This window comes from Pseudomonas sp. R3-52-08 (genome assembly GCF_003851745.1).
In the GTDB taxonomy this organism is placed as follows: Bacteria; Pseudomonadota; Gammaproteobacteria; order Pseudomonadales; family Pseudomonadaceae; genus Aquipseudomonas.
Genome location: NZ_CP027730.1, coordinates 4,531,213 through 4,556,695, shown reverse-complemented (window position 1 = coordinate 4,556,695; position 25,483 = coordinate 4,531,213). Strand labels below are relative to the sequence as shown.

Genomic DNA, 25,483 nt, shown 5'->3' with positions numbered 1-25,483 from the left:
TGGTTAAGAGGGTTCGTCCTTGTTTCGGGGCATAGTGAAGACTATCTGGCACTTGATGCGGTGCTCGATAGTCTGCGCGGCACGATCAGATATCCAATGAAGCCTGTCGATTTCTACCCGACCGGTAGGAGTCGATGATAGTTGCGACGACTGCTGCAATTTTTCTAGCAAGTAGTGGCGGTACTGCATTTCCTATCTGAGTGTACTGTTGTGTTCTATTCCCCTCAAAAAAGTAGTTATCAGGAAAGGTCTGCAATCTAGCGGCTTCGCGAACAGTCAAGCTTCGGCACTGACTCGGGTCCGGGTGTATGTAGTAATGGCCATCTTTGGCTATGTGGGCAACGACTGTTGTAGATGGACCATTTTCCATCTGAACTCTGAAGCGGTCACTAAAGGGAACGGAGTCGGAAGATACGTTCTCATGAGCGGGCAGTAGCTGTGCAGGGAACTGGTGTATTTTTGGCGAGGAGCCATTCAGTCTTGCGTAGCATGCCGCATAGATGTACCGATGAAGATCTGAGCGCATGTGACTCCTGGCTTCATGCTGCAGCACTCCTTTCAGCCGAGGGTCGAGGAACCACTCACGCTGTTTGGTATTCATTTCCGGATTTACCTTCCAGTGTATGAAATTACTGCCATTGGACTCTAGTCTCTGTGCGTCAACCGCCGCTTTTTTCATCGCATCTATCAAGTTGCCGTCGCCGGCTACATACGATTTTAAAAGTAGAGAGCCAGCTTCATTCAAAGCTGATAGCCAAGCTTCGAGCGAATCACCACCTCTTGAAATCTTGCTGCGAACCGGAGGGAGCCCTGAGAGCGCTTGCCCAACTGTAAAGACGGTTTTGCTGCGCTCCATTACGAGCTTGTGAGGATTCTCCAGTAAAGCAGGGCAGCCTGAAGCGACGTCAGAGCGTACGCCAAGCAGAATAACGCGGTGCCTAGCCTGTGGAAGGCCGTGCTGTTCTGCTTGAATGACAAAGTCGTGTGGGTCCGGCTTTTCCACGTCTTTAGGAACGACTAAAGAGCGGATGTTGTACGAGAGACCTTTGGCAGGCGCCGAGAGGTCGTCGAAAATTTGTCGAAATATGTGCGAGCCACTGTGTTTCGAAGACAATATACCTTTAACGTTTTCCATTACGAAAATCGTTGGTTTGAACTCGCGAATAATCCGCAAATACTCTTTATAGAGAAAGTGCTTCTCGTCGCTTTCAAATTCCTCTTGGGTCTCGCGTGTGCGACGGGCACGTCCTGCTACGGAATATGCTTGGCAAGGAGGTCCACCAATGAGGATCCATTCCTCTGCGCCAATCAGGGCTTCCTTGATCCATTTGTCGACTTCTTCTGGTGAGATTTTACCAAGCTCTGCAAGCTTTGCTTCTTGTGCAGCTTCTACAGCTTCTGCCGGTACGTCCGGATGCTTGAAAAGCTCTTCACGAGTAATTTCTCCCCGAACGTATTCATAGTAAGCCTCCGGTACTTCGCCTTTTGGAAAAGCGCGGAACAACGCACGTAGAGATAATGTGGCATGAGCGACAGGGTCTTTCTCGATCGAGACGCGAAGCTGAAATTTTCTTACTCCCTTCTGATGTCCACCGATTGAAGAGAATCCCTCTCCCAGTCCGCCCGGGCCCGCAAAGAGGTCGATGACCGGGATAGATTCCTTATATTTCATTGATTTAGTCGATGCGCCTAAGACAAAAATAAAAAAAGCGCATTGCAGCGCTCAGGAGATTGCACCGCCTGAGGGGCGGGCATTTATATGCGAGAAATGGTAACGGTTCACTTGGTAGTCGGCAAGAAATGAACCTCGCAAGAGGAAACTGAGTTTTACTGCTTCAAAGGTGCATGGAGGAAATTTCCGCATGTCCACACAGTCATAAGAAATACGTTGGGCACTGTCGTTTGGGGACGGGTCATTCAGCCAATAACGCATCACCTTTCTGTGGGCGGCCTTCGCGTAAATAGATTAGTGCCTTGAATAAAAAACCCTGAAAAAATCAGGGCTTTTTAGCGGGCCTTAGCCACTCGTTAAAACTGGCACGTTTCGGCTGCTTTGGGAATCAATCCCAGCTCAACGCCCCACCCGTCTGATACTCAATCACCCGAGTCTCAAAGAAATTCTTCTCTTTCTTCAAGTCCATAATCTCGCTCATCCAAGGGAACGGGTTAGTCGTCCCCGGATACTCTTCCTTCAACCCAATCTGCGACAAACGACGGTTAGCGATGAACTTGAGGTAATCCTCCATCATCGCCGCATTCATGCCGAGCACGCCACGCGGCATGGTATCCCGCGCATATTCGATCTCCAGCTGGGTCCCTTGCAGGATCATCTGGGTCGCTTCTTCCTTCATCTCGGCATCCCACAAATGCGGGTTTTCGATTTTGATCTGGTTGATCACATCGATACCGAAGTTAAGGTGCATCGACTCATCGCGCAGGATGTACTGGAACTGCTCGGCCACGCCGGTCATTTTGTTGCGGCGGCCCATGGAGAGGATCTGGGTGAAGCCGCAATAGAAGAAGATGCCTTCCAGCACGCAGTAGTAGGCGACCAGGTTGCGCAGCAGTTCCTTGTCGGTGTCGACGGTGCCGGTTTCGAACTTCGGATCGGAGATCGAGCGGGTGTACTTCAGGCCCCAGGCCGCTTTCTTGGCGACCGATGGAATCTCGTGGTACATGTTGAAGATCTCGCCTTCATCCATGGCCAGGGATTCGATGCAGTACTGGTAGGCGTGGGTGTGGATCGCTTCTTCGAAGGCCTGGCGCAGGATGTACTGGCGGCACTCCGGGTTGGTGATCAGGCGGTACACGGCCAGCACCAGATTGTTGGCGACCAACGAATCCGCAGTAGAGAAAAAGCCGAGGTTGCGCATGACGATGCGGCGTTCGTCGTCGGTCAGGCCTTCGGGGTCTTTCCACAGGGCGATGTCGGCGGTCATGTTGACCTCTTGCGGCATCCAGTGGTTGGCGCAGCCGTCGAGGTACTTCTGCCAGGCCCAGTCGTACTTGAAGGGCACGAGTTGGTTGAGGTCGGCGCGGCAGTTGATCATGCGTTTTTCGTCAACGGCGACGCGGGCGGAGGCGCCTTCAAGTTCGGCGAGGCCTTCGGCGACGTCGAGTTTGTCCAGTGCAGCCTTGGCGCGCACGATGGCGGCGGAGTCATTGGCGGTGACGGCGCGGGCTTCGATGGCGGCGGCAGCGCCGGCCCCGTCGAGGCGGTCCATGTTGGCTTCGGTGGCGTGGCCGGCGTTGGCGCCTTTGGTGGCTACTTCGCCTTCTTCTTCTTTGTCGAATTCGTCCCAGCTCAGCATGACGTGTCGTCTCCTGCGTGAGGGCTCAAAGGTGCCCGTGTGAAACCGGATGGTTGGGTGTTCACACGGCCCCAGGGCCGCGGTGGATCTTAAGGAATCGTTTGTTGCAGCAGCTAGCGCAGGCATTAAACGCAATTGGGTTACGGGTTCTGCATGAGGCTTGAGGTGCGGAGCGGCGGGGGCTTGCTCCAGCGGAGGCCTCAGGTCTGGCTCTTCATCCCTGTGTAAAGGGATATTGCAGGCCCGATTTACCCGCGCATTATAGGGAAAAATTCGGGTTTGTGTTGTGGCGGATTGTCCCGGTGAGCGGACAAAAAGGCTGCTATTTGGGCCAGGACGAGGGTTTGCAGGGGGTTGGCGGGGTAGGAAGTTTTTGACGGGCGGTGGGATGTTTTTTTGTGGAGGGGAGGGCGGTGGATTAAGGACCGGCTCTTTGCCGCAAGAACGATTTCTTGCGGCGAACAAGAATCCACTAACCAATAATCAACCGTTAGAGCAACCATTACCCATGACATGATAATTAAGAATATGACGTTGACCTTGCGAATCCTCATATTCCATCTTCGCCGGTACAACTTCGCATACTTCCGGGATGTTGCTCATGGAGACTACTTTAGCGACGTCCAAGTGGGTGCTGTAGGTATAGTCCTCAACAATCGGGGCGTTCTGGCCAGCCAGCTCGGTCGGGGCCTCGTCGGCCAGGGCGGCGGTGGCGCACAGGCTGCTGAGGGCTAAAACTAATAACGCTTTCATTTCTCTATTTACCTTCTTCAGGGCGAAAGGGGTCACGGGGCCCTTGTGAGGCCGCGTGTGTAACTTGAGAGTTGGGAAGTTCGGATTAACGTTGCCTTCGTGGGGGCTGTTGCGGTGTTAATCTCGGTGTCGTGTTGACGGGGTTGATTCTAGGCCTGCGGCTTATATTCATATACCCGTGGTTTTGATAAACACTTTTGGCAGTTTTTGTAACAATCCCCCGATGAAGGTTTTTTCAGAAACCCGCGAAGCGCCACGGGGCGCGGGCCAGAGCGGCAGCCGGGCATAGCTGGGTAATTTGTAGGGTCTTGTTACTACCATCGTCGAATGGTTCTATAGGCCCACCCCGGCTACAACAGGGGCCATACAACAACAACTATGTCACCGAGGTAAGAAAGATGAGTGCGGCTTCCCTGTACCCCGTTCGCCCCGAAGTAGCAGCCAACACGCTGACCGACGAGGCGACCTACAAGGCGATGTACCAGCAATCGGTGGTCAATCCCGATGGTTTCTGGCGCGAGCAAGCCAAGCGTCTTGACTGGATCAAGCCTTTCACCACGGTGAAGCAGACGTCGTTCGACGATCACCATGTCGACATCAAGTGGTTCGCCGATGGCACCCTGAACGTTTCCTACAACTGCCTGGACCGTCACCTCGCCGAGCGTGGCGACCAGATCGCGATCATCTGGGAGGGCGATGACCCTGCCGAGAGCCGCAACATCACGTACCGCGAGCTGCATGAACAAGTTTGCAAATTCGCCAACGCCCTGCGCGGCCAGGATGTGCATCGCGGTGACGTGGTGACTATCTATATGCCGATGATCCCCGAAGCTGTGGTCGCCATGCTCGCCTGTACCCGCATCGGTGCGATTCATTCCGTGGTATTTGGCGGTTTCTCGCCGGAAGCCCTGGCCGGTCGCATCATCGACTGTAAGTCGAAGGTGGTGATTACAGCCGATGAAGGTATTCGCGCTGGTAAGAAGATTCCGCTGAAGGCCAACGTCGATGACGCCCTGACCAACCCGGAAACCAGCAGCATCCAGAAGGTCATCGTGTGCAAGCGCACCAATGGCGCGATCAAGTGGAACCAGCATCGCGACATCTGGTACGAAGACCTGATGAAAGTGGCGGGCACCGTGTGTGCGCCCAAAGAGATGGGCGCCGAAGAAGCGCTGTTCATCCTCTACACCTCCGGCTCCACAGGCAAGCCCAAGGGCGTGCAACACACCACCGGCGGTTACCTGCTGTATGCAGCCCTGACCCATGAGCGCGTGTTCGACTACCGCCCCGGCGAAATCTACTGGTGCACCGCCGACGTCGGCTGGGTCACTGGCCACACTTATATTGTCTACGGCCCGCTGGCGAATGGCGCGACCACCTTGCTGTTTGAAGGTGTGCCGAACTATCCGGACATCACCCGGGTGGCGAAGATCGTCGACAAGCACAAGGTCAATGTCCTCTACACCGCGCCCACCGCGATCCGCGCCATGATGGCATCGGGCACCGCCGCCGTTGAAGGCGCCGATGGCAGCAGCCTGCGCCTGTTGGGCTCGGTAGGCGAGCCGATCAACCCGGAAGCCTGGGACTGGTACTACAAGAATGTCGGCCAATCCCGTTGCCCGATTGTCGACACTTGGTGGCAGACCGAAACCGGCGGCAACATGATGAGCCCGCTGCCGGGCGCCCATGCGCTCAAGCCGGGTTCAGCGGCGCGGCCGTTCTTTGGCGTGGTGCCGGCGTTGGTGGACAACCTCGGCAACCTGATCGAAGGCGCGGCCGAGGGCAACCTGGTGATCCTTGATTCGTGGCCGGGCCAGGCGCGTACGCTGTTTGGCGACCATGACCGTTTCGTCGATACCTACTTCAAGACCTTCCGTGGCATGTATTTCACCGGCGACGGTGCGCGGCGCGACGAGGACGGCTACTACTGGATCACCGGGCGTGTGGACGACGTGTTGAACGTGTCCGGCCACCGCATGGGCACGGCCGAGATCGAAAGCGCGATGGTGGCACACCCGAAAGTCGCGGAAGCGGCGGTGGTCGGCGTGCCGCATGACATCAAGGGGCAGGGCATTTATGTCTATGTCACTTTGATCGGTGGCGAAGAGCCGACCGAACAACTGCGCCTGGAGCTGAAAAACTGGGTGCGCAAGGAAATCGGCCCGATTGCCTCACCGGACGTGATCCAGTGGGCGCCGGGCTTGCCGAAGACGCGTTCGGGGAAAATCATGCGGCGGATTCTGCGCAAGATTGCCACGGCTGAGTATGACGGGTTGGGGGATATCTCCACCCTGGCCGACCCAGGGGTGGTGGCGCATTTGATCGAGACGCACAAGACCATGAACGTCGCTTAAGGCGGGGTAGATGGGAAAGAGCCCCATTCGGCGTAGGCCGGGTGGGGCTTTTTAATACGCTCTCGAAAGCACTGAAAATCAATGTGGGAGGGGGCTTGCTCCCGATAGCGGTGGGTCAGTTGATACAGCTGTCACTGACCTGCCGCTATCGGGAGCAAGCCCCCTCCCACATTTGGATTGCATTTCAAGGCCTGTACAGCTGCTGCCTGCATAGCCAGCTGGCAAATAAATATCGGTTTGCACAGTAGGACGTTTCTGAATGTTACCGGTTAACGCAAATGTGTAACCCCGCGCCCAGGCATGAGGCAAACGGCTACGCTCGCGCCCAGGAGAACCGCGTTTCAGACACCCTTTGAAATAAGATTAAACGCCACCCTTGCCGTGCTAGAAGGGTTTGCGAATAATAGGCCCGCAATTTGCAGCATCAGCTGGTTTAATATCTTTTGTCTCTGCATAAAATTCAGAGGCTGTCAATGAGTTGGAACCGCTTTCTCGGTGCTTCTGTAAATTGTTGTCGCATTGAGGAAATATCGGCTTCCAGCCTGTCGTTAGAATGCCGATCACTCGCTCGTCGTCGCTGGCACGCACTGGCGCAGGACGCTGCACCGCTTTCGGTTTCACCTTCGCCGCATCGTGGGCCATGGCTCATACTGCTGTTTTGCCCTATACCGATGGAGTCCCAAGATGAAGAAACTCGTGCTGTTGGGCGCCCTGGCGCTGTCCGTGCTGTCCATGCAGGCTTTCGCTGAAGGCAAACCGCTGAAAATTGGTATCGAAGCCGCTTACCCTCCGTTTGCCTCGAAGGCGCCGGATGGCAGCATCGTCGGTTTTGACTACGACATCGGCAACGCCCTGTGCAAGCAGATGGATGTGAAGTGCACGTGGGTCGAGCAGGAATTCGACGGTCTGATCCCGGCGCTGAAAGTGCGCAAGATCGACGCGATCCTGTCATCCATGTCCATTACTGAAGACCGCAAGAAATCCGTGGACTTCACCACCCGCTACTACCTGACCCCAGCTCGCCTGGTGATGAAGGACGGCACTGCCGTCAGCGACAGCCTGGATGAATTGAAAGGCAAGAAGATCGGCGTGCAGCGTGGTTCGATCCATGACCGTTTCGCCAAGGAAGTCCTCGCACCGAAGGGCGCCACCATCGTTCCCTACGGCACCCAGAACGAAATCTACCTGGACGTGCAAGCCGGTCGCCTTGATGGCACCGTGGCCGACGCCACCCTGCTGCAGGACGGTTTCCTGAAAACCGACGCTGGCAAAGGCTACGCGTTCACAGGTCCCGCGTTCACCGACGTCAAATACTTCGGCGACGGCGTAGGCATCGCGGTTCGCAAAGGCGACAAGGAAAACCTGGAGCGCATCAACGCCGCTATCGCCGCGATCCGTGCCAATGGCGAATACAAGAAGATCCAGGACAAGTACTTCGACTTCGATATTTACGGCGCTGATGCCAAGTAAATAGTCGCAGCTGTCTGTCCGAAATGGCGCAAGCAACAGAACACTCTGAAGTTTGCGCCATTTTTTCATCCCCCTTTTCGAGGACCTGAATCATGTTGAAAGGCTACGGGGCCGTCATCCTCGATGGCGCATGGTTGACGCTTCAGCTCGCCTTGTCGTCCATGGCCCTGGCCATTGTTCTGGGTCTGATCGGGGTCGCGTTGCGCCTGTCGCCGGTGCGCTGGCTGGCGTGGCTGGGCGACCTGTATTCCACGGTGATCCGCGGGATCCCCGACCTGGTGCTGATCCTGCTGATTTTCTACGGTGGCCAGGACTTGCTTAACCGCGTCGCGCCGATGCTCGGCTTTGACGACTATATTGACCTGAACCCCCTGGCCGCCGGTATCGGCACCCTGGGTTTCATCTTTGGCGCCTACCTGTCGGAAACCTTCCGCGGCGCCTTCATGGCCATTCCCAAGGGCCAGGCCGAAGCCGGCCTGGCGTATGGCATGAGCAGCTTTCAGGTGTTTTTCCGGGTAATGGTGCCGCAGATGATTCGGCTGGCAATCCCCGGGTTTACCAACAACTGGCTGGTACTCACCAAGGCCACCGCGCTGATTTCAGTGGTGGGCCTGCAAGACATGATGTTCAAGGCCAAGCAGGCGGCCGACGCCACCCGCGAGCCTTTTACCTTCTTCCTCGCAGTGGCGGCGATGTACCTGGTGATCACCAGCGTGTCGTTGCTGGCCCTGCGCTATCTTGAGAAGCGCTACTCGGTAGGCGTAAGGGCGGCTGATCTATGATCTTCGACTACAACGTCATCTGGGAGGCCATGCCGCTGTACCTTGGCGGCTTGCTGACCACCCTGAAACTGCTCGCCATCTCGCTGTTCTTCGGCTTGCTCGCCGCCTTGCCCCTGGGCTTGATGCGCGTGTCCAAGCAGCCGATCGTCAACGGCGTGGCGTGGCTCTACACCTATGTGATCCGCGGCACGCCGATGCTGGTGCAGCTGTTTTTGATCTACTACGGCCTGGCCCAGTTCGAGTCCGTGCGGGAAAGCTTCCTGTGGCCGTTGCTGTCCAGCGCCACGTTCTGCGCGTGCCTGGCGTTCGCGATCAACACCAGCGCCTACACCGCCGAGATCATCGCCGGCAGCCTCAAGGCCACGCCCAATGGCGAGATCGAAGCGGCCAAGGCCATGGGCATGTCGCGCTACAAGCTGTACCGTCGCATCCTGTTGCCGTCGGCCCTGCGCCGCGCGCTGCCGCAGTACAGCAACGAAGTGATCATGATGCTGCAGACCACCAGCCTGGCCTCCATCGTCACCTTGATCGACATCACCGGCGCCGCGCGCACGGTGAATGCCCAGTACTACCTGCCGTTTGAAGCCTATATCACCGCCGGCGCGTTCTACCTGTGCCTGACGTTCATCCTGGTGCGCCTGTTCAAGTTGGCCGAGCGCCGCTGGCTGAGCTACCTGGCTCCACGGAAGCATTGATATGGAACGTATCGATCACCTGCTGCCCTGGGGCCACCTGGGTTGCGAGCGCCAGCTGAGCGTGTTCCGTTTCGGCAGTGGCGAGCGCAAGGCCTATATCCAGGCCAGCCTGCACGCCGATGAGTTACCCGGCATGCGCGCCGCCTGGGAGTTGAAAAAACGCCTTACCGGCCTGGAACGCCAAGGGGCGCTCAATGGCGTGATCGAGTTGGTGCCCGTGGCCAATCCGATGGGCCTGGGCCAGCTGCTGCAAGGCAGCCACCAGGGGCGTTTCGAGGTCGGCAGCGGCAAGAATTTCAACCGCGATTTCGTCGAGTTGAGCGCGCCCGTCGCCGAGCGTCTGCACGGCAAGCTGGGCGATGACCCCCACGCCAATGTGCGCCTGATCCGCCAGGCCATGAGCGACGTGCTCAGCGCCTTGGCGCCGCCGAGCAGCCAGTTGCAAGGCATGCAGCGCATTCTGCTGAGCCATGCCTGCACCGCCGACATCGTCCTCGACCTGCACTGCGACGCCGAAGCCGCGCTGCACATGTACGCGCTGCCCCAGCACTGGCCACAGTGGCGTTCGCTGTCGGCGCATTTGAATGTAAAAGTCGGCCTGCTGGCGGAAGATTCCGGTGGCAGTTCGTTTGACGAGGCGTGTTCGCTGCCGTGGCTGCGCTTGTCCCGGGCGTTCCCCGAGGCGCAGATCCCGCTGGCCTGTCTGGCGACAACCCTGGAGTTGGGCGGCCAGGCCGACACCGGCCGCGACGAGGCGATCTTCCATGCCGAGGGCATCCTGGCGTTCCTCGCCGAACAAGGCTTGATCAAGGGCAAATGGCCCGCACCGCAGCACGAGGCGTGTGAAGGCATGCCCTTCGAGGGCACCGAGCTGCTGTTCGCACCCCACGCCGGGGTGATCAGTTACCTGCGTAAGGCAGGCGACTGGGTTGAAACCGGCGAACCGATTTTTGAAGTGATTGATCCTCTGACCGACCGCGTCAGCATCGTCTGCGCGGGCACGTCCGGGGTGTTGTTCGCCGTTGAACGGCTGCGTTATGCCCAAGCGGGTTTCTGGCTGGCCAAGGTGGCGGGGCGCGAAGCGCTGCGTCACGGGCGCTTGCTCAACGACTGACCACCTGTTTTTGTGAGAACCGACCGCATGTACAAACTTGAAGTCCAAGACCTGCATAAACGCTATGGCAGTCATGAAGTGCTCAAAGGCGTGTCCCTGGCCGCCGCTGCCGGTGATGTGATCAGCATCATCGGCTCCAGCGGTTCGGGCAAAAGTACCTTTTTGCGCTGTATCAACCTGCTCGAGCAACCTCACGCCGGCAAGATTCTGCTCAATAACGAAGAGCTGAAACTGGTCGCGAACAAAGATGGCGCCATGAAGGCCGCCGACCCTAAACAACTGCAACGCATGCGTTCGCGCCTGTCCATGGTGTTCCAGCATTTCAACTTGTGGTCGCACATGACCGCGCTGGAAAACGTGATGGAAGCGCCGGTGCATGTGCTTGGCATGTCGAAAAAAGACGCCCGTGAAAAGGCCGAGCATTACCTGGCCAAGGTCGGCGTGGGCCATCGCAAGGATGCGTTCCCCGGCCACATGTCCGGCGGCGAGCAGCAGCGCGTGGCGATCGCCCGTGCCCTGGCGATGGAGCCGGAGGTGATGCTGTTCGACGAACCCACCTCGGCTCTCGACCCGGAGCTGGTCGGCGAAGTGCTCAAGGTGATGCAGGACCTGGCCCAGGAAGGTCGCACCATGGTGGTGGTCACCCACGAAATGGGCTTTGCCCGTGAGGTGTCGAACCAGTTGGTGTTCCTGCACAAAGGCATCGTCGAAGAGCGCGGCAACCCGCGTGAAGTGCTGGTGAATCCGCAGTCTGTGCGTCTTCAGCAGTTCCTCTCCGGCAGCTTGAAATAACCCACTTCACTGGAGACGCTGCACCCTGTGGGAGGGGGCTTGCTCCCGATAGCGGTACTTCAGATACACATTTGCTGACTGATCCGCCGCTATCGGGAGCAAGCCCCCTCCCACATGGGATCTTCATGGTTTTTGAGATTTGTGTTGGTTTACGGGCTAGCATTGGCCTTTGTCTTCATTACCGTTACTCGCTTCGGATAGCCTTCCATGACCGCCCACAAAATTGGTTTCCTGATTTGGCCCAGCACAAAAGCACTCACGCTTGCGCTGGCTGAGGAGGCCTTGCGCGTTGCTCAGCGGGTGCATCCGGACGTGGTCTACGAGCTGTCGTTTTTGCTCGCAGAGCCGGCCACCGAAGGCGCCTGGCAACTGCCGGGCGAACCGTGGGCCGGCAAGCTGGAAGGCTTCCAGAAACTGTTCCTGCTGGCCGACGAGCCGCCGACCGTCATTGCTTCCCAGCTCAGTTCGGCGCTCAAGCAGCTGGTGCGCGCCGGTTGTGTGATCGGCGGTTTGTCGGCCGGTGTGTACCCGTTGGCCCAGCTCGGCCTGCTCGACGGCTACCGCGCCGCCGTGCACTGGCGTTGGCAGGATGATTTTGCCGAGCGTTTCCCCAAGGTCATCGCCACCAGCCATCTGTTCGACTGGGACCGTGATCGCCTGACCGCCTGCGGTGGCATGTCGGTACTCGACCTGATGCTGGCGGTGCTGGCCCGTGACCACGGCGCCGAACTGGCCGGCGCCGTTTCCGAGGAATTGGTGGTGGAGCGCATCCGCGAAGGCGGCGAGCGCCAGCGCATTCCGCTGCAGAACCGCCTGGGTTCCAGCCATCCGAAGCTGACCCAGGCGGTGTTGCTGATGGAAGCCAATATCGAGGAGCCGCTGACCACCGATGAAATCGCCCAGCACGTGTGCGTGTCGCGACGACAACTGGAGCGGATCTTCAAGCAGTACCTCAATCGCGTCCCCAGCCAGTACTACCTGGAACTGCGCCTGAACAAAGCCCGCCAGATGCTCATGCAAACCAGCAAGTCGATCATCCAGATCGGCCTGTCCTGCGGCTTCTCCTCGGGGCCGCACTTCTCCAGCGCCTACCGCAACTTCTTTGGCGCCACCCCGCGTGAAGACCGCAACCAGCGGCGCAGCAGCAGCCCGTTCGAACTCTCGTCCGTGCCGTCCGAGCGCGGCTGAGACGCGCGGTTTATTCCTCCATCGGTACCGGTGTACCTGGAACCTGCAGCGCCACGCCGAACTCGTCGAACATCGCTTCGTCTACGCCCAATTCGTAACCGGTCTGGCGATAGTAGTTGCGCAGCAGCGTGATGCTTTGCTCGGACAACGGGTTGCCGCTCAAGTCGGAATCGTCATCGAGCGGCAGGGGCATTTCCAGCAGATCGCTGGGTAATTCCACGATTTCGTTATCACTCAGGTCCACGACGCGCAGGCGATCGAGGCTGAAGAGCCCTTCAGGCACCAGTGTCAGCCCGCAGCGATGCAGGTAGACCGACGTCAGTCGTCCCAGGTTGCGAACATCAGGTGTCAGGCTCAGCGGGTTGTCACTCATGTCCAGGTACTCCAGGTGGACCAGGCGTGAGAGCTGCTCCTTGCTCTCGGGCGTCATGCGAATATGGTTTTCTGCCAGCTTGAGGTCGCGCAGGCGCCCGAGTTGGAACACTGTGGCGGGGATGTCTCCCAGTGTGTGGCGCTCCAGGGTCAGGCTGATCAGGTTGGGAAAGCACCTGAGCAAGCCATCGACCTGTTGATTGGTACCGTCGCCGATGATCTCCAGCAGGCTGACATGGTTGAAGCGCGCGGTCAGCGCCGGCAGATCCCCCAATAATTGCCCGTGAAACACCAGCTTGTAGCGGCGGCGGGTAACGCCGTTGGAGTCATCCAGTTCGCCCTCGCGGCGCCAACAGCGTTCGAGCAAGTCTTTGAAGTGCAGGCGACGGATCTGCTCTTGCGCTCGGGTGTCTTCGTCCAGCGGAGTATCGAGCAAAGGATCCCTTTGCGGAACGTCCAGGGCCCAGGCCTGCAACCGGGTTTGCATCTGCTGATATTCGTCGCCCAGGCGCGCGATTTCGGGGGCGGCGGCGTTCAGGTCGCCGGGCAGTTGGAAGTACAGACGGCTGGCTTCGCGCCTGTCGAGCGTCGGATACAGCGCCTGTAACTGCTGCAGCTGTGGTTGAGGTGCCTGGACATTCCAGTGTTCGGCGGTGACTTGGCAGTAGGCTTTCAGACGTTCCAGTGTTTGTCGGGACAGTGGGTTACCCGATAGGTCAAAGGCGGCGCTGAGGGTGGCGGGCAGCCCGAAGCCTTGTGCGGGGATGTGCTCGACGGCATTGAGGCTCAGATCCACCCGTGTCCGCACGACGGTGCGTGAGAGCAGCGCCAACGGGATCTCCCGCAGGCCGGTGTTGCTGAGCGACAGGCTGCCCAGGTTTGTCAGGCGATTAAAGTCCGGCAGCCAGCTCAGCCGATTGTTCGCCAGGTCCAGGTGTTTGAGCTGGGTCATGCCGGACAGCACCTGGGCGCTGACGGGGTTGAGTGTAAGGCCGCAGCGGTCCAGGCGCAGATGGGTTAACTGCGCCAGTTGGGGCAGGGACTTGGGCAGATGACTCAGGGCGTAGCGTTCGATGGACAGCCGCTCCAGCCGAGGGAAACTGCGCAGGAAGTTCCCCAGTTGCACGGTGGCGCCATTGCCGGTCATTGCCAGTGATGAGATGTGGGTGAGCGGCGTGCGCAGGGTGGGGATATCGCCGTTGATGGGGTATGGCAGCCTGAGGTTGTAGCACGGGTGGTTCCCATGGGCATGTTCATCCAGTTCGGTTTCCCGGCGCCAGGCCGCCTCGAGCATGTCCACGAAGAGTGAGCGATAAGTGCGCTCCCGGGCGGAGGCTTGCGGGTCTTCAGCCCACGGCAGCAGGTCTTGGCGAATCCTGAGATAGTCGACTTCCAGTTGCGCCAGCGCGGCGCGGCCAGCATCCAGGTCCCCCGGCAGCTTGAAGATGAGCTGGTTGATGTCATCGTCGCTCAGGGTGGGTAACAGGCGTCTGGCCTGCTCGATGTCTGCGCGGGGGGCGTCAATCTCCCAGCGGCCGCCGGTCCTTTGGTGGTAGGCCTTGACCCGTTGCAGGGTCATTCGCGATAGCGGGTTGCTGGAGAGGTCGAATTTGCGGCTGGTGGCAACCGGTAAATCAAACAGCGCTGCCGGCAGCTCGTGGATCTGGTTATTGGAAAGCACCGCCAGCTCCAGCTCGGGCCGATTGAGTATGCCCGCTGGGAGCTCGCTGATGCCGGTACGGCTCAGGTCCAGGTCTTGCAACTGGGGCATGTTGGCGACGCTGGGGGTGAGGCCCAGGGGGTTGTTGTACAGGTCCAGGGCCACCAACCGGGTCATACCGCCCAGGGCTGCCTGGCTTTCTTCGGTCAGCGTGATGTTGCAGTCAATTAATATCAGTGCGTTGAGGTGGCGCAGTTGCGGAATGCTCGGGGCAAGGCGCCCCAGGGAAAAACGGCTGACGTTCAGGTGGCGCAACCGAGGGAACAACTGCACAAAATCGTTGATTTCCAATGCGGTGCCTTCGCCCCTCATTTCCAACAGAGTGATGTGCTCGAAGCGCGCGGTGAGCAAGGGCAGCTCGCCGTAGATGGGCATCGTCAATTGCAATGTATGGCCATTGAGGGCGAGCTGCTCATGATACGGATCGATATCGGTTTCCTGACGCCAGCCGCGCCTGATCTCCTGAGCCCATAGCGCGCGATTGCGCCGGACGTATTGATACTCCTGGGGCGTGAGCAGTATCTCTGTCACGGGGTGGAAGGGCGACGTGGTGTGCTCCCAGACGGCCAGGTCGGTGTCCAGTTTGTTGTATTCGGCTTGCAGCGTGATCAGGCTTGACAGGGCGCCATCTGGCCGACCTTCCAGGGTTTGTATCAGTTCGCTGATCTGCTCCCGGTTGAGGCTGGGAAGTAGATGGTGAGCGCGCTGTTCCAGGGTCGGTTCCGGCGCAGCTGATGGCCCTGCGCGATAGCCTTCCATACCGCCGCGCAAGCGCATGACCTTGGGGTCATAGGTGGGCTTGCGGTAAGTGTCCTTACCCAGCAATGCGCGCAAGCGGTCGCGCCCTATTACATGTTCGCCTACGGCCTGGCGCAGGCGTTCGCCTTGAGCGATGTGGATGTTCAGGGCGTCGCGCTGGTTGTCCGGGATGGCCTGGAGAATGGCGGTGTAGAAATCGCCGTCGCCAAATACCGGGCCTTTTTCATCCACAGGGGTGTAGCGGCCTGTTTCTGTATGGATGATGGTTCGTTTGAGGGGCGCATCCTCGGCCCCGACGGCCTCCAGTAGTTGGCCGTCGACCCGGTATTGGCGCACTTCCAGGCGTAGGTTGCCCAACCATCCGGGCAGGCGTTCCAGCGACAACAGGGTGAGCAGGTGTGTGTCCGGATTGTCGACGGCGTCCAGGTACAAGCCTTCATAGGCGCGGGTGGTGCGCACATCCAACTGGGCCGCGGCGGCCTGCGCGACAATCTGTGGCGGTACCTTGCCCTGGTCGATGGCCCGCCACTCCTCCCCGCTGGCATTGGCCAGCAGCTCCTCGGCTACAGCGGTGGGGAGGCCGGGTTCTGGCGCGGCATCGATGATCTTTTGCAGTGACGGGCTATGGACGCGTTCTGCCGTGCGGTAGTGCGAGTCGAACAGGGAGAAGCGTTTGTCGTAGGCCTGGCGCGCGATTTTTTTGCGCAAGGCCGCAACGCGCAGGTGGGTGTGAGGTGCTGGTTGGTCGGCGGGCTCTTCCAGCAGTAACTTGCGTTCAGGTTCGGTCAGGCTTTCCAGCAGAATGTGCAATAAATCGCCCTTTTCCAGTTGGGCTTCGTGGACCTGCACCACGCTGGCGCCGGGTTGGCCGGCAAATTCCCATTGGGTATTGCCGCTGTCGTCCAGAAAACGCAAGGTCCTGGAGGCTGGCCACAGCTCGTGATAGGTCAAGACCTGCAGCTGGGTCTGGGTATCCGCCTGGCTGAAAACCGTCGGATCGTCGCTGTTCATCTGGGCGATGAAGTCTTGCAGGGCCTGGTCGATCTGGAAGCGCTTGAGCGTATCGGCCAGCAGGGGCGGTGGTGTTTGCTGGCCCAGGTGCATCTTGCGCAAGGCGTTGTCGTGGGTGCCGCTGGCGCTGCGTGCCTGTTGCAGCCGAGCGGGGCTCAGGCCCTCGGCCGGGTAGCCGAGGCGTCGCATCAGGGTGGCGCTGTCCCAGCTCAGGGGGTGTTCGACTTCGGTGAGCCATGCACCCTGGCCGTTGGTCATGGCCCGGGGCTGGTAGGCGGACGGCCGTGTGGGATGGAGCAGGAAATAACGCTGGCTGGCGGGGTCCTGCCCGACGTTATAAAGGTGCTCGCCCAGGGGCAATACGCACTTGGCGTTGTAGCGGTACAGGCCTTGCGGGTCGGGGCGCACGGTCTTGGGCAGCGTCAATGTATGGCGATAGGGCGCCAGGTCCGGCTTCCACAGGCGCTGGTTTGCGTCGGGCGTCGTCACCGGTATAAGGCCGTCGATAAAACGCTGGCTGGCGGCGGGCAATGCTTTGCGCAGGAGGTCTTGGGCGATGGGGATTCCCTTGGCAAACAACCCCAATTGCACCAGTTGCTCGACGAACGCCAGCGTGTGCCCGAAGGCTTCGCGCGTCAGGCCTTCAGCCCAGTCGATAACCCCTTCAAAGGCTTCGTCCAACAGTTGATAGGCGGTATAGCCGAGCGTCAGCAGGCCCAGGGGCAGGACAAAGGGGGTGGCAATCAAGGCTGCCACTTGCAGGACCACCGAGGCGATTTTCTTCACCAGGTCCCAGCGCTCCCAGCGGGCCTTGCGGTTGACGCTTGCGGTGGACACGGCTTGGCTGCCTGCGTCGTCGAGCAGCTTGCTCAACTTCATCTGGTGCAGGTGCTGGAACAGGGGCTGCTGGATGGCGATGCCGCGACATTGCAGATCGGGCCGTTCGACGTCGGTTTTGCGCCAGCTGGGCAAGGGGTCGCCCGGTGTATGCGGATGCCAGGTCACTTCGCTCAAGCGGCCGGTGAGGTCGGCGAAAAAACGTCCCAGGTCGGCGTGGCTGACGAAACGGCTGAAGAAGTGCTGGAAATCCGTGGAGCGCAGCCGCGTGGTGAGCGCCTGAATAAAGGCCTGGGCGCTGGCGTATTGCTTGATCGGATGTTGCGGGTCATCGGGGATATAGGCGATCACCGGTACGGCTTCACGGCTTGCCTCCAGATTCTGCGCAAACAGCACGATGCCGGTCAGGCGGCTGGACATGATCACCAGTTCATGGGCGACCAGGGTCGAGAGGTTATTGCCGCGATCAATCAGGCCATGGACCGCGTCATACCCGGCTTGCGTGATATCACTCTTGAGGAGCGCCATGTACAACGACAGCTTGAGCGCGCTGGCCTGGGTCTGTTCCACGCGGGTTTGCAGGACGGCCTTGGCCACTGGGTTGGTCATCCCCAGGTAATCTTCGAGGTAGTGCTGGTAGCGGCCACCGATATCGAGGTCGCGGCACAGCGTGGCGAATTGCGCGGTGCTGATTTTTTCGGCAATCGCCGGCAGTGTCTGGAACTGCCCCACGGCATTGGGCTGGGTGCTGAAGCCGGAATTGCGTTCATAGGCATTGGGTTTCGCCTCATCCGGTTCGAAGTTGTGCAGGGCGGCGTTGAGCAGGGACACGCTCCAGGTGCGCGAAGCCCCGGCTTTCACGCGAAACCCGGCGACGGTCAAGGGCACGTAAAGCTGCAGCCAGGTGCTGCGCACATCCAAGTCAAGACCGTATTGGCGCTTGAGCGCCGTTTGCAGCAACTCGGCGCCAAAGGTTTCCGCGCTTTTGAGCCCGGTCAGGGCTTTGTCCAGGCGATTCTGATGGGTCCAGGCCTCACCGTTGAGGCGCTTGAGTTCTTTATGCTGGGCCGCGCTGGCGTGCGTGTACCAGTCGGGAAAGTTCGGCGAATGCTCGCCCAGGGCGGTGCGCCGGGCTGGCGAGGCGTCGCTCAGCCACGGGGGAACGGCCTGCATGAGGATGGCGAGGTGGGCGTCGGGGGTGGCGCGGTGCGGCATGGGATCGATCCTTGACGGTGTTGGTTTGTTTCCAGCAGACCAGTCGAGGCTCGATTAACGGCGGTAGATAGTTGGCGCGGTGTGCTTCGGCCAATTTGCGAAGATCACCTGCCCATGGAGCGGGCGCACGGTTTAAACTGCGCCATTGCGACGCTATTTGTCGCATTGGCGTAAACCCGCGTAAAACGCGGGTTGGCGCTATAAGAAGTTGTCGCTTGGCGGCAAGGCCGCACTGAAAACTGTCCTTACAATCCCTGCATCGCCCGCCAGTTCCAGGCAGGCGTTCCTCTTCAGGAGACTCCGATGTCCGTTGAGCAAGCCCCGGTGCAACGTGCCGATTTCGACCAGGTCATGGTGCCTAACTACGCACCTGCCGCGTTCATTCCCGTGCGTGGCGCAGGTTCCCGCGTGTGGGACCAGGCGGGTCGCGAGCTGATCGACTTTGCCGGCGGTATCGCGGTCAACGTATTGGGCCACGCCCACCCGGCGCTGGTCGGCGCACTGACCGAGCAGGCCAACAAGCTGTGGCATGTCTCCAACGTGTTCACCAATGAGCCGGCGCTGCGCCTGGCCCATAAGCTGATCGACGCCACGTTTGCCGAGCGTGTGTTCTTCTGCAACTCCGGCGCCGAAGCCAACGAGGCCGCCTTCAAGCTGGCCCGTCGTGTGGCGTTCGACCGTTTCGGCAGCGAGAAGTACGAGATCATCGCCGCGCTGAACAGCTTCCATGGCCGTACCCTGTTCACCGTCAACGTCGGTGGTCAGTCCAAGTACTCCGATGGTTTCGGGCCTAAAATCACCGGCATCACCCACGTTCCTTATAACGACCTGGAGGCTTTGAAAGCCGCCGTGTCGGACAAGACCTGCGCCGTGGTGCTGGAGCCGATACAGGGCGAAGGCGGTGTACTGCCGGCCGAGCTGGCTTATCTGCAAGGTGCTCGCGAATTGTGCGACGCGAATAACGCGCTGCTGGTGTTCGACGAAGTGCAAACCGGCATGGGCCGCAGCGGCCACCTGTTCGCGTACCAACACTACGGCGTGGTGCCGGACATCCTCACCAGCGCCAAGAGCCTGGGCGGCGGTTTTCCGATTGCCGCGATGCTCACCCGTGAAGACCTGGCCAAGCACCTGGTGGTCGGCACCCACGGCACCACCTACGGCGGCAACCCGCTGGCGTGCGCGGTGGCTGAAGCGGTGATCGACGTGATCAACACTCCCGAGGTGCTGGCCGGCGTGAATGCCAAGCACGACCTGTTCAAGGCGCGCCTGGAGCAGATCGGCGAGCAGTACGGCATCTTCACCCAAGTGCGTGGCATGGGCCTGCTGATCGGTTGCGTGTTGAGCGATGCGTTCAAGGGCAAGGCCAAGGACGTGTTCAACGCCGCCGAGAAAGAGAACCTGATGATCCTGCAAGCCGGCCCGGACGTGGTGCGTTTCGCGCCGAGCCTGGTGGTGGAAGAGGCGGACATCAACGAAGGTCTGGATCGCTTCGAACGTGCCGTAAAAACGCTGACCCAAGCCTGATAACTACACCCTCTGCCGGCTGGACCCGGGTCAAATGTGGGAGGGGGCTTGCCCCCGATTGCGGTGTATCAGCCAGCTTATCTGTAGCTGACCCACCCCCATCGGGGGCAAGCCCCCTCCCACATTGGGAACTATGGTGTGCCTGGCCTTGCGGTATTTTTTCCCTATGATTTTTTCGAGTTAAGGAGTGACACCATGCTGGTGATGCGCCCCGCGCAAATGGCTGATCTGGGCGAGGTACAGCGTCTGGCTGCGGACAGCCCGATTGGTGTCACCTCCTTGCCGGATGATGTGGAACGCCTGAGCGACAAGATCGCGGCCAGCGAAGCGTCCTTCGCGGCCGAGGTGAGTTTCAACGGTGAAGAAAGCTATTTCTTCGTGCTCGAAGACACCGAGACGGGCAAGCTCGCGGGCTGCTCAGCCATCGTCGCGTCGGCCGGCTACTCGGAGCCCTTCTACAGTTTCCGTAACGAAACCTTCGTGCACGCCTCCCGCGAGCTGAAGATCCACAACAAGATCCACGTGTTGTCCCAGTGTCACGACCTCACCGGTAACAGCCTGCTCACCAGTTTCTACGTGGTGCCTGAGCTGGTCGGTTCGCCGTGGTCGGAGCTCAACTCCCGTGGCCGCCTGTTGTTCGTCGCCAGCCACCCGGAGCGCTTTGCCGATTCAGTGGTGACCGAGATCGTCGGCTACAGCGACGAGAACGGTGATTCGCCGTTCTGGGACGCCATCGGTCGCAACTTCTTCGACCTCAATTACGCTGCCGCCGAGCGCCTGTGCGGGCTGAAAAGCCGTACGTTCCTCGCCGAGCTGATGCCGCATTACCCGATCTACGTGCCGCTGTTGCCGGACGAAGCCCAGGAAGCCATGGGCCAGGTGCACCCGCGTGCGCAGATCACCTTCGATATCCTCATGCGCGAGGGCTTCGAAACCGACCATTACATCGACATCTTCGACGGCGGCCCGACCCTGCACGCGCGGGTTTCGGGCATCCGCTCGATCGCCCAGAGCCGCGTGGTGCCGGTGAAGATCGGCGAGATGCTCAAGGGTGTCGGCCGCCAGTACCTGGTCAGCAACGCGCAGTTGCAGGATTACCGTGCGGTGATGCTGGAGCTGGACTACGCGCCCGGCAAACCGGTGACCCTGGATCTGGCAGCCGCCGAAGCCCTGGGCGTTGGCGAAGGCGCGAGCGTGCGTCTTGTTGCAGTTTGAGAGCCGGTATAAAACAGAGTTTCGCGGGTGGCTGCAAAGCGGCCCGTTCGAGGAGATAGCATGATCGTTCGTCCCGTACGCAGCAGCGATTTACCGGCCCTGATTGATCTGGCGCGCAGCACCGGCACCGGCCTCACCACCTTGCCGGCCAACGAAGAGCGCCTGACCCACCGCGTGGGCTGGGCCGAGAAAACCTTTCGCGGCGAAGCCGGGCGCGGCGATGCCGACTACCTGTTCGTGCTGGAGAACGACGAAGGCCGCGTGGTGGGCATCTCGGCCATCGCCGGCGCCGTCGGCCTGCGCGAGCCGTGGTACAACTTCCGGGTCGGCCTGACGGTCAGCGCCTCCCAGGAACTGAACATCTACCGCGAAATTCCGACGCTGTTCCTGGCCAACGACCTCACCGGCAACTCCGAGCTGTGTTCGTTGTTCCTGCACGCCGATTACCGCAACGGCCTCAACGGCCGCATGCTGGCCAAGGCGCGCATGCTGTTCATTGCCGAATTCCCGCAACTGTTCGGCAACAAGATCATCGCCGAGATGCGCGGCGTGTCCAACGACGCGGGGCGCTCGCCGTTCTGGGAAAGCCTGGGCCGGCACTTCTTCAAAATGGAATTCAGCCAGGCCGACTACCTCACCGGTGTCGGCAACAAAGCGTTTATCGCTGAGCTGATGCCCAAGTTTCCGCTGTACAGCTGCTTTCTTTCCGAAGACGCGCGCAACGTGATCGGCAAGGTCCATCCGGATACCGAGCCGGCGCTGAGCATGCTCAAGAGCGAAGGCTTCAGCTACCAGGGCTATGTGGATATCTTCGATGCCGGCCCGGCGGTTGAGTGTGAAACCAGCAAGATTCGTGCGGTGCGCGACAGCCAGGCGCTGGTGCTGGCCATCGGCACGCCGGGGGACGACGCCACGCCGTTCCTGATCCATAACCGCAAACGCGAAGACTGCCGCATCACTGCTGCCCCGGCTCGCTTGGCGGCGGGCACCTTGGTGGTCGATCCGCTGACCGCCAAGCGTCTGCAGCTTGTGGTCGGTGATCAAGTGCGTGCCGTACCGTTGTCCGCAGCCCGGGAGTCGAAATAATGAATTCGTTGTATATCGCAGGTAGCTGGCTGGCCGGCCAGGGTGAACTGTTTGAATCGCGTAACCCGGTGACCCAGCAGGTGCTGTGGAGCGGCAACGGTGCGACGGCCGAGCAGGTCGAGTCCGCCGTGCAGGCCGCACGCCAGGCATTTCCAGGCTGGGCGCGGCGCTCGTTGGAAGAGCGCATCAGTGTGCTCGAAACCTTCGCCAGTACCCTGAAAAGCCGCGCCGATGAAATCGCCCGCTGCATCGGTGAGGAAACTGGTAAGCCGCTGTGGGAATCGGCCACCGAAGTCACCAGCATGGCCAACAAAATCGCGATCTCGGTGCAAAGTTATCGCGAGCGTACCGGCGAGAAGAGCGGCCCCCTGGGCGACGCCACCGCTGTGCTGCGTCACAAGCCCCACGGCGTAGTGGCGGTGTTCGGCCCTTACAACTTTCCTGGCCACTTGCCGAACGGGCATATCGTCCCGGCGCTGCTGGCGGGCAACACCGTACTGTTCAAGCCGAGCGAGCTCACGCCGAAAGTGGCCGAGTTGACCGTGCAGTGCTGGGTCGAAGCGGGTTTACCAGCGGGCGTGTTGAACCTGTTGCAAGGTGCGCGGGAAACCGGCATCGCGTTGGCGGCCAACACAGGCATCGACGGGTTGTTCTTCACCGGTTCCAGCCGCACCGGCAACCATCTGCATCAGCAGTTTTCCGGGAGTCCGGACAAGATCCTGGCCCTGGAGATGGGCGGCAACAACCCGCTGGTAGTGGACGAAGTGGCCGACATGGATGCGGCGGTGTACACCATCATCCAGTCGGCGTTTATCTCCGCCGGCCAACGCTGCACCTGCGCCCGTCGCTTGCTGGTGCCACAGGGCGCCTGGGGTGATGCGTTGCTGGCGCGCCTGGTGGCGGTCAGCGCGGCCATTGAAGTGGGCGCGTTCGACCAGCAACCGGCGCCGTTCATGGGCTCGGTAATTTCCCTGGCGGCCGCCAAAGCCTTGATGGACGCCCAAGAGCTGATGTTGGCCAATGGCGCCGTGGCACTGCTGGAAATGACCCAGCCGCGAGATCAGGCCGCCTTGTTGACCCCAGGCATCATCGACGTGACGGCGGTGGCCGAGCGCGAAGACGAAGAACTGTTCGGCCCGCTGTTGCAGGTGATTCGCTACGCAGATTTTGCTGCGGCAATCACTGAGGCCAATAACACCCAGTACGGCCTGGCCGCCGGTTTGCTCTCGGATTCCGAGGAGCGTTACCAGCAGTTCTGGCTGGAAAGCCGTGCCGGCATCGTCAACTGGAACAAACAGCTGACCGGCGCCGCCAGCACCGCACCGTTCGGCGGGGTAGGGGCTTCGGGCAACCACCGCGCCAGTGCGTATTACGCGGCGGATTATTGCGCGTACCCGGTGGCGTCGCTGGAAACCCCGAGCCTGGTGGTTCCAGCCACTCTGACCCCGGGCATAACGCTGGTCTAAATGTGGGAGGGGGCTTGCCCCCGATAGCGGTGGACCAGTCACCTGATTTATCAACAGACAGACTGCTATCGGGAGCAAGCCCCCTCCCACACTGAATCTGTGATGTGTTGAAGATTGCTTATAAAAACAGATGTTCGTGGAGCCTCGCCGATGAAATCCTATGAAGTCAATTTTGACGGTCTAGTGGGGCCGACCCATAACTACGGCGGTTTGTCCTTCGGCAACGTCGCGTCCCAGAGCAACAGCCAGCAACACTCCAACCCCAAGGAAGCGGCGTTGCAGGGGCTGCAGAAAATGAAAGCGCTGATGGACATGGGCTTTGTGCAAGGCGTGCTTGCACCCCAGGAACGTCCGGACGTGGCCGCCTTGCGCAGCCTCGGTTTCAGCGGCACCGACGCGCAGGTCATTCAGCAGGCGGCCAAGCAGGCCATGCCGTTGCTGGTGGCGAGCTGCTCGGCGTCGAGCATGTGGGTGGCCAACGCCGCCACGGTCAGCCCCAGCGCCGATACGGCGGACGGCCGCGTGCACTTCACCGCGGCCAACCTCAACTGCAAATACCACCGCAGCATCGAACACCCGACCACCAGCCGCGTGCTGGGGGCGATGTTTGCCGATCAGCAGCACTTCGCGCACCACGCCGCGTTACCGGCGGTGGCGCAGTTCGGTGATGAAGGTGCGGCGAACCACACGCGTTTCTGCCGTGACTATGGCGAGGCGGGCGTAGAGTTCTTTGTCTTCGGCCGCAGTGCGTTCGACGCTCGTTACCCGGCGCCGCAGAAATACCCGGCACGCCAGACGCTCGAGGCGTCCCAGGCGGTTGCGCGTTTGCACGGCCTGAAGGATGAAGGCGTGGTCTACGCCCAGCAGAACCCGGCAGTGATTGATGCCGGTGTGTTCCACAACGACGTGATCGCGGTAGGCAACGGCGAAGTGCTGTTCTACCACGAGGACGCGTTCCTCCATACCGAACAGATGCTCGCTGAGTTGCAGGGCAAACTGGGCAAGCTGGGCGGCAATTTCCAGTCGGTCTGCGTGCCGCGTGCCCAGGTCAGTGTGGAGGACGCGGTGCGCTCCTACCTGTTCAACAGCCAGTTGCTGACCCGTCCTGACGGCTCGATGCTGCTGATCGTGCCGGAAGAATGCCGCGCCAACGAGCGCGTCTGGCAGTACCTGCAACAGCTCACGGCCTCTGGCGGCTTGATCCGCGAAGTGAACGTATTCGACCTCAAGCAAAGCATGCAGAACGGCGGCGGCCCGGCATGCCTGCGTTTGCGTGTGGCGCTGAACGAAACCGAACTGGCGGCGGTGAATCCAGGCGTTATCATGACCGCGCCGCTGTACGACACCCTGACCCAGTGGGTCAACAAGCACTACCGCGACAGCCTGCGCGAAACCGACCTGGCTGACCCGCAACTGCTGCTTGAGTGCCGGACGGCACTGGATGAACTGACGCAAATCCTTAAACTGGGCTCGGTTTATCCTTTCCAGACCCATTAACGCCCTACGGCTGAGATATTTTATTTATGACCGACACCCTGAAGCTGATCCTTGAAGACACCGACGGCACCCAGCTGGAAACCTCCTGCACCCGCGTTGCCGTGGTCTGGCAGGGCAAGGAGATCTGGATCCAGCACGACGGCCGTGGCCAACTGCTGATCGGCGTGGATGTGGAGGAGGGTGACGCCGAGTACGCCAACCTGCTGATGCGGCCATTGGCGACCAACCTGATGAGCCTGCAACTGGAAATGGAACCGGCCGAGGTTGAAGGCGACGACGATCACGTCCATGGCCCTGGCTGCAACCACTAAGGAAGCTGCTT

18 protein-coding genes are annotated in these 25,483 nt (G+C 60.2%); 13 read left to right on the top strand and 5 right to left on the bottom strand.

All coding sequences use genetic code 11. From position 1 onward, the window contains the following. Positions 1-85: 85 nt before the first annotated feature. From C4J91_RS20945 to C4J91_RS20935, 3 genes are all read right to left on the bottom strand, one after another. Positions 86-1,672: a DNA cytosine methyltransferase gene (locus C4J91_RS20945; RefSeq protein ID WP_124364061.1), complete on the bottom strand. Its 1,587-nt coding sequence runs from the start codon at positions 1,670-1,672 to the stop codon at positions 86-88. 388 nt (positions 1,673-2,060) lie between these two features. After that, positions 2,061-3,311, bottom strand: a complete 1,251-nt coding sequence (locus C4J91_RS20940) for a ribonucleotide-diphosphate reductase subunit beta (RefSeq protein ID WP_124364060.1) — start codon at positions 3,309-3,311, stop codon at positions 2,061-2,063. A gap of 483 nt (positions 3,312-3,794) precedes the next feature. Then, on the bottom strand, positions 3,795-4,064 hold the full coding sequence (locus C4J91_RS20935; protein WP_124364059.1) for a DUF2790 domain-containing protein: 270 nt from the start codon (positions 4,062-4,064) through the stop codon (positions 3,795-3,797). Positions 4,065-4,462: 398 nt separating this feature from the next. Between C4J91_RS20935 and acs the strand changes: the two genes are divergently transcribed. Next, positions 4,463-6,418: an acetate--CoA ligase gene (gene acs / locus C4J91_RS20930; protein WP_124364058.1), complete on the top strand. Its 1,956-nt coding sequence runs from the start codon at positions 4,463-4,465 to the stop codon at positions 6,416-6,418. Positions 6,419-6,802: 384 nt separating this feature from the next. On the opposite strand, the gene C4J91_RS20925 is transcribed toward acs, so the two are convergent. Then, positions 6,803-7,060 carry a hypothetical protein gene (locus C4J91_RS20925; protein ID WP_124364057.1) on the bottom strand — a complete coding sequence of 86 codons (258 nt, stop codon included), beginning with the start codon at positions 7,058-7,060 and terminating at the stop codon, positions 6,803-6,805. 42 nt (positions 7,061-7,102) lie between these two features. Here C4J91_RS20925 and C4J91_RS20920 point away from each other — a divergent pair, with 42 nt between their 5' ends. The 6 genes from C4J91_RS20920 to C4J91_RS20895 all read left to right on the top strand — a co-directional run bounded on the left by C4J91_RS20920 (position 7,103) and on the right by C4J91_RS20895 (position 12,459). Further along, positions 7,103-7,888 (top strand): ABC transporter substrate-binding protein, encoded by a 786-nt coding sequence (locus C4J91_RS20920; protein ID WP_124364056.1) that lies wholly within the window; start codon positions 7,103-7,105, stop codon positions 7,886-7,888. Positions 7,889-7,980: 92 nt separating this feature from the next. After that, on the top strand, positions 7,981-8,670 hold the full coding sequence (locus tag C4J91_RS20915) for an ABC transporter permease (protein ID WP_078738713.1): 690 nt from the start codon (positions 7,981-7,983) through the stop codon (positions 8,668-8,670). Beyond that, positions 8,667-9,365, top strand: coding sequence for an ABC transporter permease (locus C4J91_RS20910; protein ID WP_124364055.1), 699 nt, complete (start codon positions 8,667-8,669; stop codon positions 9,363-9,365). Before C4J91_RS20915 ends, C4J91_RS20910 begins: the two co-directional genes overlap by 4 nt. A 1-nt stretch (position 9,366) precedes the next feature. After that, on the top strand, positions 9,367-10,479 hold the full coding sequence (locus C4J91_RS20905; RefSeq protein ID WP_124364054.1) for a succinylglutamate desuccinylase/aspartoacylase family protein: 1,113 nt from the start codon (positions 9,367-9,369) through the stop codon (positions 10,477-10,479). Between the two features lie 27 nt (positions 10,480-10,506). Continuing rightward, positions 10,507-11,271 carry an ABC transporter ATP-binding protein gene (locus C4J91_RS20900; RefSeq protein WP_046069190.1) on the top strand — a complete coding sequence of 255 codons (765 nt, stop codon included), beginning with the start codon at positions 10,507-10,509 and terminating at the stop codon, positions 11,269-11,271. Between the two features lie 207 nt (positions 11,272-11,478). Then, positions 11,479-12,459: a GlxA family transcriptional regulator gene (locus tag C4J91_RS20895; RefSeq protein ID WP_124364053.1), complete on the top strand. Its 981-nt coding sequence runs from the start codon at positions 11,479-11,481 to the stop codon at positions 12,457-12,459. Between the two features lie 10 nt (positions 12,460-12,469). On the opposite strand, the gene C4J91_RS20890 is transcribed toward C4J91_RS20895, so the two are convergent. Next, on the bottom strand, positions 12,470-18,373 hold the full coding sequence (locus C4J91_RS20890) for a dermonecrotic toxin domain-containing protein (RefSeq protein WP_124364052.1): 5,904 nt from the start codon (positions 18,371-18,373) through the stop codon (positions 12,470-12,472). Between the two features lie 303 nt (positions 18,374-18,676). On the opposite strand from C4J91_RS20890, the gene C4J91_RS20885 reads away from it, so the two are divergent. The 6 genes from C4J91_RS20885 to C4J91_RS20860 all read left to right on the top strand — a co-directional run bounded on the left by C4J91_RS20885 (position 18,677) and on the right by C4J91_RS20860 (position 25,472). After that, complete coding sequence (locus C4J91_RS20885) at positions 18,677-19,897, top strand: aspartate aminotransferase family protein (RefSeq protein ID WP_124364051.1); 1,221 nt, start codon at positions 18,677-18,679, stop codon at positions 19,895-19,897. Positions 19,898-20,092: 195 nt separating this feature from the next. Then, entirely contained in the window at positions 20,093-21,112 is a 1,020-nt protein-coding gene (gene aruF, locus C4J91_RS20880; RefSeq protein WP_124364050.1) for an arginine/ornithine succinyltransferase subunit alpha, read from the top strand. 60 nt (positions 21,113-21,172) lie between these two features. Further along, positions 21,173-22,198, top strand: a complete 1,026-nt coding sequence (astA, locus tag C4J91_RS20875) for an arginine N-succinyltransferase (RefSeq protein WP_124364049.1) — start codon at positions 21,173-21,175, stop codon at positions 22,196-22,198. Beyond that, positions 22,195-23,664 carry a succinylglutamate-semialdehyde dehydrogenase gene (gene astD / locus C4J91_RS20870; RefSeq protein ID WP_164484592.1) on the top strand — a complete coding sequence of 490 codons (1,470 nt, stop codon included), beginning with the start codon at positions 22,195-22,197 and terminating at the stop codon, positions 23,662-23,664. The genes astA and astD overlap by 4 nt, the downstream gene beginning before the upstream one ends. Before the next feature lie 150 nt (positions 23,665-23,814). Beyond that, a complete protein-coding gene (astB, locus tag C4J91_RS20865; RefSeq protein ID WP_124364047.1) occupies positions 23,815-25,161 on the top strand; it encodes an N-succinylarginine dihydrolase in 1,347 nt (448 codons plus the stop codon). Between the two features lie 26 nt (positions 25,162-25,187). Next, the gene (locus C4J91_RS20860) at positions 25,188-25,472 is read left to right on the top strand and encodes a topoisomerase II (RefSeq protein ID WP_124364046.1); all 285 of its coding nucleotides are present in this window, start codon (positions 25,188-25,190) and stop codon (positions 25,470-25,472) included. Positions 25,473-25,483: the final 11 nt, after the last annotated feature.